The sequence below is a fragment of the Stenotrophomonas sp. Sm6012 genome, assembly GCF_030985895.1.
Classification (GTDB): Bacteria; Pseudomonadota; Gammaproteobacteria; order Xanthomonadales; family Xanthomonadaceae; genus Stenotrophomonas; species Stenotrophomonas forensis.
In genome coordinates this window covers 1-12,042 of sequence record NZ_JAPTFX010000144.1, presented here as the reverse complement: position 1 = coordinate 12,042, position 12,042 = coordinate 1, and the positions used below count along the sequence as shown (strand labels likewise).

Genomic DNA, 12,042 nt, shown 5'->3' with positions numbered 1-12,042 from the left:
GATCCTTGCGGATCCGCCCCTTCTTTCATTTCGCCGCCGGGGCCGCGTTGGCCTGCCAGCCGCACATCTGGCCTTCGTTCTGCTGCTTCAGCCACTCGTTGACCGGGCTGAAGTACTCGATCATCGGGCCGGCATCGAGCTTGTCGCTGCCGGTCAGCTCCTTCAGCGTGGCCTGCCACGGCTGGCTGGCACCCTTGCTCAGCATCGCCCAGTACTTCTGGCCGGCTTCCTTGTTGCCGTAGAAGGTGCACTCATGCAGCGGGCCCTTGTAGCCGGCCGCATCGCACAGGCCCTTGTAGAACTGGAACTGCAGGATGCGCGCCAGGAAGTAACGGGTGTACGGGGTGTTGCCCGGCACGTGGTACTTCGCGCCCGGGTCGAAGAACTCTTCGCCACGGGGGCTGGCCGGGGCCACGCCCTGGTACTTGGCCTTCAGGTCCCACCACGCCTTGTTGTAGTTGTCGGCGGTGATTGAACCGTCGAACACGCCCCAGCGCCAGCGGTCGATCATCAGCCCGAACGGCAGGAACGACACGCCCGACAGCGCCATGCGCATCTGGTTGTTGATGACCGCCTCACGACTCTCGGTCGGCGCATCGACCAGGCCGATCGAGCTGAGGTACTTGGGGGTCATCGCCAGCACGATGGTGTCGCCGATCGCTTCATGGAAGCCATCGTTGGCACCGCCCTGGAACAGCGGCGGCAGCGGGTTGTAGGCCAGGTCGTAATAGATGTGGCCCAGCTCGTGGTAGATGGTGGTGAAGTTCTCTTCGTTCGGCTTGATGCACATCTTGGTGCGCACATCGCCTTCCATGTTCATGTCCCAGGCGCTGGCGTGGCAGACCACGTCGCGGTCATCGGGCTTGATGAACTGGGTCTTTTCCCAGTACGACTGCGGCAGCGAGGGCATGCCCAGCGACACGTAGAAGTCCTGCGCGCGCTCGGTCATCTGCCTGGCGGTACGCAGTTCGGCCTCGCGCTGCGCCTTGTACTGCGCGGCCACGTTGGCATCCTTGCCGGCCTTGGCCAGCGCGGCGCTCAGGTTGCTCTGGTACTGCTTTTCAAGCGCTGCGGTGATGTCCAGGCTGCCGGCACCGGGGTACGGTTCCAGCTGATCCCACAGGTTCGACCAGTCCTGCTGCCACATGTTGCCCAGCAGGTGCGCGGCGATCAGGCCATTGCCCACTTCCGCCTTGTCCTTGCCATAGGTCTTGTCCAGCTTGCCGCGTGCGTAGCAGTGCAGCTGCTCGTACATCGGCTTGACCTGTTCCCACAGGCGGTCGGTTTCCGGGCCGATCTGCTCCGGCGGCATGTCGTAGCCGCTGCGCCACATCTGCCCGGCATCGGTGAAGCCCATGCCCTTGGCGCCTTCGTTCACCAGGCCGACAAACTTCTGGTAATCGCCGCGCATGCTCTTGGTGGTGCTGTGCCAGCCCTGCCAGGCATCGAGCTGCTTGTCGTAGTCGCGGCTGCGCGCCAGCACCTGCTCCAGTTCGCCCAGCTGGCGGCAGGAGTTCGGATCGTTGGCATCGGTGCAGTACTTGCCGGCCCCGTAGCTGCCTTCCATGCGGGTAGCGATCTGGGTCAGCTCGGCCAGCTTGGCCGGGTCACGCGGCGCCGGCATCGAGGACATCAGCTTCAGCAGGTGGATCGCGCGCTTGCTGTCCTCGCTCATCGGCTTGCCGTCGAACCTGGCGGCCTGCTCGATCCAGCTGTTGAGCTGGGTCAGCGAGCGTTCGTTGGCCTTGGCGGCGATGCGTTCGGAATCGCTGTTGATGTAGGTGGAGGACAGCCACTGTGCCGAGGTCATCTCCGGGTAGGCGGCCTTGAATTCGGCATTGATGCGGGCCACGAACTGGTCGGCGGTTTCGCCGGCCGGTGCGCTGGGGCTGGCGGTCTCGGTGCCGGGCGACGGTTCCTTCTTGCAGGCGACCAGGGCCAGCGTGGCGGCGGCGATCGCCGAGGCCAGCAGGAGATGGCGGTGTTTCACGGGCGGTCCTTGGGTGGTGAACGACGGCCGAAGGCTAGTGGGCAGCCGCTGCCACCGCAAGTGGCGGAAGTCGGTAGGGTTCGGCAGGGCTGCGCCCTGCACCCGCAGGAGCAACGGCAACATCAACATCAGCATCAACATCAAAAGCGGGCTATCCGTGGGATGGCGGGGCGGTGTGGGCTTGCAGGACACGCCGTAAACCCATCCATGGGGGCTCGATGGCGCCATCCATGGCGCCAACGGTCCTGCAAGCCCACCCCGCCTACCCACAGGAAGCCAGCTTTTGCTGTTGAGGTTGCCGGCCAGCGGCCGGCACTACCGCAGGTGCAGGGCTGCAAGCCCTGCCAGAACAACACCCCTCAGCTCTCGCAGCTGGCGAACACGTCGCGCTCGCGCTCGTACAGCGAGGTCTTCACCTGCATCAGGCCCAGCACCGACGGGAACAGGTTGTCGTGGTCGGTGTACGCCGCCGAACGCTTGCGCACGCACTGCAGGTCCAGTCCACGGCTGCTGGCAAAGCCCGGCGAGAACCACATCGTCATCGGCACGCGGGTCTGCTCGGCCGGGGCGATGGCGTAGGGCACGCCATGCAGGAACAGGCCCTTCTCGCCCAGCGACTCGCCGTGGTCGGACAGGTAGATCATCGCCGTGTCGTAGTCCTGCAGGCCCTGCAGCGTGCCGATGGTCTTGCTCAGGAAGTGATCGGTGTACAGCACGGCATTGTCGTAGCTGTTGGTGATCTCCTCGCGCGAGCAGCGGCCGATGTCGCGGGTGTCGCAGGTCGGGGTGAAGCGGCGGAATGCAGGCGGATAGCGCTCGAAGTAGGCCGGGCCGTGGTTGCCCAGCTGGTGCAGCACCACCACCCGGTCACCGGGCTTGGCGCGCACCTGGGTGGCCAGGTCCTGCAGCAGGATCTCGTCCATGCAGCGGCCATCGGCACACAGCCCCGGCGTGGTCGCGTCGGACAACGACTGGAAGTCCAGACCTTCGCACACGCCCTTGCAGCCGGACTGGTTGTCACGCCACAGCGGTGCGATGCCAGCACGGTTCAGCACATGCAGCAGCGACTGGTGCGCGCGGATCTTCTTCTCGTCGTAGTCGTGGCGGCCCCACGGCGAGAACAGGCACGGCAGCGAGACTTCGGTGCTGGTACCGCACGAGTGCATGTCCGGGAAGTTGATCACCGGCGCCTGCGCCAGTTCCGGCGTGGTGTTGCGGCCGCCGTTGAGGCCCCAGTTCTGCGCGCGCACGGTCTCGCCCATCACGATCACCAGCAGGCGCGGCTTGCTGGCCGGTGCACGCGGGGTGGCCTTGGCGTCGGTGCCGATCGGCAGCTTCGGCGCGCGCTGCACCGGATTGTCGCCACGCAGTGCACGCGGCATGCCCAGCAGCACGTTGGCCGGCGTGGCGAGATAGCGCACTTCACGCTGGTTGCGCATCAGCGCCGAGACGTCCTGGAACGAGATCAACGCGCCGCCGACTGCGGTCACTGCGGCCACCACCAGGAAGCCGAGGCGCCACAGCAGGCTGCGGCCCCAGCTGCGGCGGCGCAGCTGCACCCGCCACAGCACCACCATCGGCAGCACCGCCAGCAGCAGCACCGGCCACACCAGCGACACCGTCATCAGTTCGCGGCTTTCCTTGGGGTCGGTCGCCAGCACGTTGCGCAGCATGTCCGCATCCAGGTAGATGTGGTAACGGCTCATGTAGTGCGCGGCGAATGCAGTCACCAGCAGCAGCAGGCTGATCACCACCTTGGCGTTCCAGCGCCAGACCAGGATGCCGAGCAGTACGCCGTGCGTACCCAGCAGCAACAGCAGCAGCGAAAGGGCGTAGCGCAGGCTGCCCGGATGGCTGGCCATCGCGCTGTGCCAGAACAGGCCGTTGCCGGCCACCGCGAAGAACAGGCTGGTCAGCGCGATCAGTGCTTCGGTGGACAGCTGCGGCCGCCAGCGGAGGACGCTTGCCAGGGCCGGCAGGCGGGTAGAGCGTTGGACCGATGCGCTCATGCGTTTGCCTCCTGGCGGTGTGGACGGTCCAGCTGACGGCGGATCAGGACATACAGGCCCAACGAAAGCAGCCAGCACGTCAAGGCCGTGGCAACGTCATGCGAAAGGAAGTGCGCACCGCGCAGCTGCTGGCTGATGCCGAACACCAGGCCGCTGCCCAGGCCGATCCACAACCCCGCCCAGCGCCACGACGGCCGCCACAGCAGGGCGAAGAAGTACAGGCAAAGCCAGGCGTAGCCCGCGCTGGCGTGCCCGGCCGGGAAACACGCCTGCGGTGCCATGCCGGCCGGGCGCAGGGTGAACAGTCCGATGAAGGGCTGGTGGCCGCCATAGCGCAGCAGGTCCCACGGGCATTCCATCGGCACCAGCGACTTCAGCAGGGAGATCACTCCGGTGCCCAACGCCATGGCAACAACGACATAGAGCAGCGCCCAGCGCAGGGTCCGGTCACGGCCCTTGCGCCAATGGTGGAAGCACAACAGGATCGCCACCAGCGCGGCTGCCGTGCTCATCCACTTGCCGGCCTTGTGGACGAGCGTGCGGGTGACCCAGGCGTCCTGCAATGCCCAGTGGCCACCCTCAAGGCGGAACAGGTGGTCGGCGACCCACTGATCGCCACCGAAGCCCATCAGCAGCGTGAACACGGGCAGGCCGATGGCGACAGGCAGCCAGAGGTGGGTTACGGCAAATCTTGACGCCAGCGGCGATGTCGCAAGCGGCGCTACCGAATCAATGGGACGGACGGGCATGCTGGGAAAGGGCGGTTCGGGAATCCGCGGCCATGCTCGTCACCTGGATGTCGGAGAAGGGTCGGACGCTCGTTCGTGCCGGGTTAACGCTGGCCCGGCACGAGCCAACGTTCAGTCTTCTTCGGCGGTCGACCCGGCCCGCTCGGCATGGCATTGCGGGTCCCAGGCGGTACCCGGAAGCAGCTGCCAGCGATTGCGGTTTGCCACGCCGATGTCGATCACCTTGGCCGGGTCCACGCAGGGGCTCATCGCATCGTCCAGCACCAGCAGCCAACGCTTGTCCGGCGCCTCGGCCAGCCACGGGCCCGCATCGTGCCACTGCTCGGCCCACGGGCGCTTGAAGCCGAACTCGCGCACCGGGCGGTCGGCCTGCAGCAGGTTCTGTTCGCGCCAGGCCACCAGCGCCAGTTCGGCATCGGGGCCGATCCGTGTGCCGACCCGGCGCATCAGCGCCGAGGCCGAGGCATAGGGATCCAGCGCCGGAATCAGCACCAGCCCGTACAGCATCCACAGCATGCCGTGGGTCAGCAGCACCAGGGTCGCAGCGCGCCGTACCCGCAGCCATACGATCAACGTGGCAAGGGCGATGGCGAAGGTCAGCAGACCGTCGCCGAGCACCGGCAGCAGGGTGTCAGGCATGGCCCGGCGCTCCAGCTGCGCCAAGGCCCACGGGTGTTCGGTCATCAGCATCACGCCGAGCACGCCGGTGGCCAGCATCAGCACCACGCTGTAGCCGAACAGGTAGCGGCGCACGCACAGCCGGCGCAGCAGGCCTGGCAGCAGCGGTGCGACGGCCAGCGCCATGGCCGGCAGCATCGGCAGCAGATAGACCTCGCGCTTGCCCGGGCTGGCACTGAAGAACACCAGCACCAGCAGCGCCCAGCCCAGCAGCAGCCACTGCCGGCGGTCGCCACGGCGCAGGCGGCGCCACCATGGCTTGAACAGCAGCGGCAGCAGCAGGCTGCCCGGCAGCCACAGGGTGAGGATCACCTGCAGGTAGTACCAGACGGGCTGGCGGTGATGCCAGGCGTTGGCGTAGCGGGTGCCGGTCTGCTTGAACAACAGCTCATGCGCATAGGCCTGCAGCTCGGCGCTGGGCGCATGCAGCAGGGCCCAGCCCAGCGGTGCCAGCCACACCCCGACGCCCAGCAGGAAGGCCGGGATCAGCCAGAGCAGGCTGGCCGGGTGCGGGCCCTCCACCACATGGCCGCGGCGACGCTGGTACAGCCACCAGCCGAACCAGGGCAGCACCATCAGCAGGGGCAGGAAACCCACGCCCTTGGTCACCGTGCCGACACCGGCGGCGAAACCGGCCAGCCACAGGGCTGGCAGATTGCGTCGCTCGCACAGGTGGCGCATCAGGCCCCACAGGGCCACCGTGGTCATGCCGACCAGCACCATGTCGATCTGCGCGCGCTTGGCCATCAGGCCGAACTGCAGGGTGCAGAACAACGCAGCCACGGCGTACAGCGAATGCCGGGGGGACCACAGGCGTCGCGCCAGATCCGAGACCAGCCACAGGCTGAGCAGGGCGCCCAGCAGCGAGGGCAGCAGGAACGACCATTGCCAGCTGCCCACCACCTCGTAGGCCGCCGCCTGCAGCCACATGAACACCGGAGGCTTTTCCGCATACAGCTCGACGCCACGGTGGGGCAGCAGCCATTGCCCGCTCTCGACCATGGTGCGGGCAGCCAGCACGAAGCGGGGCTCGTCCGGTGGTTGCGGCTGGCGCATGCCGATACCGGCCGCCAGCGCGGCAATGATCAGCAGCCACAGCAGGGGCAGGCGCCAACGACGGGGCAGGGCTACGGGCACGGCGGGCTCCGGGAGCAAAACAGCCATTCTGAGGCGGCGGGGGTGGGAAAATCGTCAGAGGTGGCCAAGGCGACCGCATTCCGACATGGGCAGCGCTACCATGTTACGAACTTCCGTGGATGTTTCGTGCATGCGTCTGTTGGTGATCGAGGACAACCGCCAGCTGGTGGCCAACCTGTTCGACTATTTCGAGTCGCGCGGGCATGTGCTGGACGTGGCCCCGGATGGCATCACTGGCCTGCACCTGGCCGGCAGCCACCCCTACGATGCGGTGATCCTGGACTGGATGCTGCCGCGCATGGAGGGGCCGGAGGTGCTGCGCCGCCTGCGCGCCGAGCATGCCTCGGAAGTGCCGGTGATCATGCTGACCGCACGTGACGAGCTGCCGGACAAGATCGCCGGCTTCCGCGCTGGTGCCGACGACTACCTGACCAAGCCGTTCGCCCTTCCCGAGCTGGAGGTGCGGCTGGAGGCGCTGCTGCTGCGTGCGCAGGGCCGCAATCCGCGCAAGCGGCTGCAGGTGGGCGACCTGGTGCTGGACCTGGCCACCCTGGAGGCGCAGCGCGGCAGCCAGGTACTGCATCTGTACCCGGCCTGCCGCAAGCTGTTGGAAGTGCTGATGCGTGCCAGCCCCGGTGCGGTCACCCGCCAGCAGCTGGAGTTCGCGCTGTGGGGCGACGAGCCACCGGATGGAGACCTGTTGCGTTCGCATGTCTACGAACTGCGCCGCAGCGTCGATGGCCCGTTTGCCGACAAGCTGATCCACACGCTGCCGCGGGTCGGTTATCGGCTGGCCGTGACTTCGGCCAGCGATCCGGCCAGGGAAGACGATGAAGGCGCGTAAGCCGGGCCCGCTGTACCGGCGCGTGGTGTGGTGGTTGCTGGGCTACCTGGCACTGTTGTCGATCGCGGTGTTCAGCGTCGGCAACTATGTGCACGAGCACGCCGAGCATGCGGCCTGGCGCGCGCTGCTCAACTCCGAACTGGACAGCATCGTCGACCATACCGAGCACGAGCCGCATTACCGCTGGCAGGACTCGGACACGCTCAGCCTGTTCCGTTTCGATGAAGGCAACATGCCCGAGAGCGTGCGCACGCTGCACCCGGGCCTGCACGATGGGGTGCCGATCAAGGGGCGGCAGACCGCGGTGATGGTGCGCGACACCGGCTCGATGGGGCGGGTGGCGCTGGCGCTGGACATCTCTGATTTCCACGACCTGGAACAGTTCGCGACGCGCTGGGTGATGCTGGCCGGGGTGATCATGATCTTCGTCACCGTGCTGATGGCTTCGTTCGGCATGGAGCGGATGGTGCGTCCGCTGAGCCTGCTGGCCCGGCATATCGGTGCGCTGCGGCCGGGCGTGCAGGGGCAGCGCATCGAGGTGGACCCGCGCGGCAGTTCCGAGCTGCATACCATTGCTGACGCGTTGAACGACTACCTGGACCGCAACGAGCAGTTCGTCGAGCGCGAGCGGGTGTTCATCAGTACCGCCAGCCATGAACTGCGCACGCCGATCGCGGTAATGACCGGCGCCGCGGAACTGGCGTTGGAACAACCGGGCCTGCCGGATCGGGCACGCCAGCAGATGCAGCGGGTGCTGCGTACGGCGCAGAACGTGGAACAGCTGATCGAACTGCTGCTGGTACTGGCGCGTGACCCGGCGCGGTTGGCCGCACGGGCCGAGCGCATCGCGCTGGACCAGCTGCTGCCGGAGATTGTCGACGACCATCGTCACCTGCTGGGTGACAAGGACCTGAGCATCGGCATCCAGGCCGCGCCGGTGGATATCGTCGCGCCGCTGGCGGTGGTGCAGGCCGCGATCGGCAACCTGTTGCGCAACGCCATCGAGAACAGCGGGCGCGGGCACATCGAACTGCATCTCAGTCCTTCGGCGGTGCTTACCCTGCAGGATCCGGGGCACGGCATGAGCCCGGAGGAGATCGCCGCGATTCACGCGCGCATGGCCCGAGGCGACCGCGCCGACCGCGGTGGAGGCATCGGCCTGGACCTGATCGCACGCCTGTGCGAGCACCTGGGCTGGACCCTGCGCCTGCAGCCCTGCGAAGCGCGTGGTACGCGCGCCACCCTGGATTTCGGCGCATCGCGACCGACCTGATCGGGCTGTCCAGGTAGATGCCAACCTTGGTTGGCATGCTGTACGTGTTATCGCCTTTCCGGGCGCGCCACGTGCTGGTCGATCAGGATCACATTCCCATCAGGATCGGCCAGCTGCAGGTAGCCGGTACCCTGGCCCTCAGGGTCGGTACGTACTGCCAGCTCGATGCCCTTGGAGTCCAGCTCGGCCTGGAGTTCACGTACGTCCTGGAAGTGGGGCAGTTCCTGCTTGTGCTGGTCCCAGCCAGGATTGAAAGTCAGCAGGTTGCCCTCGAACATGCCCTGGAACAGTCCGATCACCGTACCGTTGCTGCGCAACACCAGCCAGCTCTGTGCCGGGTCACCACCGGTGACCGTGAAGCCCAGCGCTTCATAGAACGCACGGGAGGCGGCCAGGTCCTTCACCGAGAGGCTGACCGAAAAAGCGCCGAGCTGCATGAGGAGGCTCCCGGAGGAGATGGGGTCGTGGTCGGCACTGCAGCATGACCCAGCGTGAAGACAATGTTAATCTCAACCTGCGCCGCCTTATGCGGCGCTTTTTTTTCCGCTCTTTCGATCGACAGAGGATCCCATGCCGACCGAACCCGCTACTGCCCTGATCAGCAACGACATCGTTGGACTGGGCCTGATTGCCGCCACCCTGGCCCTGATCTTCTGGGCTGCCAGCGGCCCGACCCCCTTGCTGAAGAAGATCTTCGCCTGGGTGCCGGCACTGCTGCTGTGCTACTTCATCCCCGCCATCTACAACACCGCCGGTGTCATCGACGGCCACAACACCTCGCTGTACAACCCGGTCGCACGTGATGTGCTGCTGCCTGCCGCGCTGGTCCTGCTGACCCTGTCGATCGATCTCAAGGGCATCGCCAAGCTCGGTCCGAAACTGCTGATCGTGTTCTGTGCCGGTACCGCCGGCATCATGCTCGGCGCCATCGTCTCGTTCCAGCTGATGAAGCTGATCCACCCGGAAACCGTGGCCGGCGACACCTGGGCCGGCATGGCCGCACTGGCTGGCAGCTGGATCGGCGGCGGCGCCAACATGGTCGCCATGCGCGAAGTGTTCGGTACCGATGCCACCACCTTCGGGCAGTTCGCGGTGGTCGATGTGGCCTGCGCCAGCCTGTGGATGGCGATCCTGCTGTTCCTGGCCAACCGTGCGCAGCAGATCGACACCCGCAACGGTGCCGATACCCGCGCCATCGACGAGATGAAGGCCCGCATCAGTGCCTACGAGGCGCAGAACGCGCGCATTCCCAGCATGACCGACCTGATGGTGATCGTCGGCGTGGCGCTGGGCGGCGTCGGCCTGGCCCATGCGATCGCGGCGCCGTTGTCGGGCTGGTTCAAGGCCAACGTCAGCTGGGCCAGCCAGTTCAGCCTGGACAGTCAGTTCGTGTGGGTGATCCTGCTGTCCACCGCAATGGGCCTGGGCCTGAGCTTCACCCGCGCACGCCGGCTGGAAGCGGCGGGTGCCTCGCGGCTGGGCACGGTGTTCCTGTACTTCCTGATCGCCTGCATCGGCATGCAGATGAACCTGCTGTCGCTGCTGGATCGTCCGTGGCTGTTCCTGCTGGGTGCGATCTGGATGGCCACGCACGTGCTGGTGCTCTGGATCGTTGCCAAGCTGCTGCGCGCACCGTTGTTCTTCTTCGCGATTGGTTCGCAGGGCAACATCGGTGCGGCGGCATCGGCCCCCGTGGTGGCGGCGGCATTCCACCCCACGCTGGCCCCGGTGGGCGTGCTGTTGGGCACGGTGGGCTATGCCACCGGTACGGGCCTGGCGTATGTCACCGGCTTGATCCTGAAGTGGATGGCCACCGGCTGAGCCGGGCCACGCCTGGCATCGCGATCCCGTGTAGAGCCGAGCCGATGCTCGGCTCTTTTTTGCAGGCCGCAGGCGGAACTGTGCGATACATACCGGATCGTATGGTGGCAGCGTCGTAGCGTAGACAGCACCTGTCGCTCATCCGCAGCGACGTTGCCTGGGGGCTGGAATGACGCATCGACGGATGATTGGGGGGACCACGCTGCTGGCACTGCTGTTGGCCAGCGCCGGGGCAGCTGCGCAAAGCGATACTGCCGCGCGTGGTGCTCAGATACAGGCCGTAACCGAGGCCAGTGCGCGTGAGGTGGCGGGATTGATTGCCCAACCCGGCTTCGCCGAGGCCGTACGCACCACGCTGGCTACTTCGCCGGAACGGGGTGTGGCACTGGATGCCGTGATGGAGCGCTTCGACCCGGGCGTCCACACCCAGGCCAGCGTCTCGCTGGCCAGCAACGATCAGCAGCTGCGCCAGGCCAAGGGCTTGCCAGCGCAGGGCGAGGGGCTGCTGCAGCTGCGCGCTTACGTGCCGGACGGCCAGTCGCTGGCTGACATCGCGCCGCGCCAGTTGTGGGTGGCCAGCCTGCCACGGGGCAATGATCGTGACTGGACCACGCTGACGGCCTACGACGCGCGGGGCCGCGCGCATGTGCTGGACGCAAGGCAGGCACCGGCATTCCCGGTCTTGATCGTCGATGTCGATACCCGCCGCTCGGTGCAGGAGGGCATGGCGCTGGTCAACGCCGGCCTCCGGGCACGGGGCCTGCAATCGCCCGAGCGCATCCAGCTGTCGGCCGATGGCGCGCGTGCATCACTGGACATCACCCGGCTGGACCGCATCCGCCTGGCCGACGACCAGGAGCCGTGGGCACTGGGCGCGGCGGAGGTGTTCGCGGTGGTGTCCGGGCTGCAGATCGGCAAGGCGGAGCCGGAGATGGCCACGGTCGACATGCCCTACCTGGACCATGACAAGACCGACTACACGCCGCAGCAGGCGCTGGTGCTGTGGGGCAACTATCGGTTCAACGCCGCCAACGTGCAGTTGTTCGAGGATGACGGTGACACCAACTACCAGGACCTGCTGGTGGCGCTGAGCAACGGTGTGAAGGCAGCGCTGGGTGCGTTCGCACCGGAGTATGCGGTCATTGCCGATATTGCCGGCGCGATTCTCAAGGCGATGCCGTCGTCGTGGTTCTCCAACGACATCGATTACCTGGACAGCTTCTATCTTGTCCAACGTGGGCAGGCGTACACCGATCGCATGGGAGCAGCGAACAACGCCAAGGTCACGCTCACTCCCATTACCCTGGTGGAGTAGGCCAGCAGGGCTTGCAGCCCTGCACCCGCCGAAGCAACGTCAACGTCAAAAGCCGAAGCGGCATTCCGTGGGTTGGCGGGGCACTGTGGGTGTGCGGGGACGCCGTAAACCCATCCATGGGGGCTTGGTCGCCGCATCCATGCGGCTCACTGATCTGGCCCCCTGAAAACGGACGCCATGAAGCCGTTTCAGGCGGCAGTCCGGAGCTGCCGGGCATAGTTGTTAG

9 protein-coding genes are annotated in these 12,042 nt (G+C 66.6%); 4 read left to right on the top strand and 5 right to left on the bottom strand.

Features of this window, described 5'->3' with window-relative positions; genetic code table 11:
• Positions 1-25: 25 nt before the first annotated feature.
• The 4 genes from O0J73_RS18715 to O0J73_RS18700 all read right to left on the bottom strand — a co-directional run bounded on the left by O0J73_RS18715 (position 26) and on the right by O0J73_RS18700 (position 6,563).
• The gene (locus tag O0J73_RS18715; protein ID WP_308309353.1) at positions 26-1,990 is read right to left on the bottom strand and encodes a M2 family metallopeptidase; all 1,965 of its coding nucleotides are present in this window, start codon (positions 1,988-1,990) and stop codon (positions 26-28) included.
• A 359-nt stretch (positions 1,991-2,349) separates the two neighbouring features.
• Complete coding sequence (locus tag O0J73_RS18710) at positions 2,350-3,999, bottom strand: phosphoethanolamine--lipid A transferase (protein ID WP_308309352.1); 1,650 nt, start codon at positions 3,997-3,999, stop codon at positions 2,350-2,352.
• Entirely contained in the window at positions 3,996-4,748 is a 753-nt protein-coding gene (locus tag O0J73_RS18705; RefSeq protein WP_006462794.1) for a phosphatase PAP2 family protein, read from the bottom strand. Before O0J73_RS18705 ends, O0J73_RS18710 begins: the two co-directional genes overlap by 4 nt.
• A 111-nt stretch (positions 4,749-4,859) precedes the next feature.
• Complete coding sequence (locus O0J73_RS18700) at positions 4,860-6,563, bottom strand: glycosyltransferase family 39 protein (protein WP_197564731.1); 1,704 nt, start codon at positions 6,561-6,563, stop codon at positions 4,860-4,862.
• A gap of 130 nt (positions 6,564-6,693) precedes the next feature.
• On the opposite strand from O0J73_RS18700, the gene O0J73_RS18695 reads away from it, so the two are divergent.
• A complete protein-coding gene (locus O0J73_RS18695) occupies positions 6,694-7,407 on the top strand; it encodes a response regulator transcription factor (protein WP_053511933.1) in 714 nt (237 codons plus the stop codon).
• Entirely contained in the window at positions 7,394-8,680 is a 1,287-nt protein-coding gene (locus O0J73_RS18690; protein WP_006462690.1) for a HAMP domain-containing sensor histidine kinase, read from the top strand. The genes O0J73_RS18695 and O0J73_RS18690 overlap by 14 nt, the downstream gene beginning before the upstream one ends.
• Before the next feature lie 47 nt (positions 8,681-8,727).
• On the opposite strand, the gene O0J73_RS18685 is transcribed toward O0J73_RS18690, so the two are convergent.
• Complete coding sequence (locus O0J73_RS18685) at positions 8,728-9,117, bottom strand: VOC family protein (RefSeq protein WP_308309351.1); 390 nt, start codon at positions 9,115-9,117, stop codon at positions 8,728-8,730.
• 133 nt (positions 9,118-9,250) lie between these two features.
• Here O0J73_RS18685 and O0J73_RS18680 point away from each other — a divergent pair, with 133 nt between their 5' ends.
• Positions 9,251-10,501 carry a DUF819 family protein gene (locus O0J73_RS18680; RefSeq protein ID WP_006462580.1) on the top strand — a complete coding sequence of 417 codons (1,251 nt, stop codon included), beginning with the start codon at positions 9,251-9,253 and terminating at the stop codon, positions 10,499-10,501.
• A 313-nt stretch (positions 10,502-10,814) separates the two neighbouring features.
• Complete coding sequence (locus O0J73_RS18675; RefSeq protein ID WP_308309350.1) at positions 10,815-11,816, top strand: DUF3103 family protein; 1,002 nt, start codon at positions 10,815-10,817, stop codon at positions 11,814-11,816.
• The last annotated feature ends 226 nt before the right edge of the window (positions 11,817-12,042 follow it).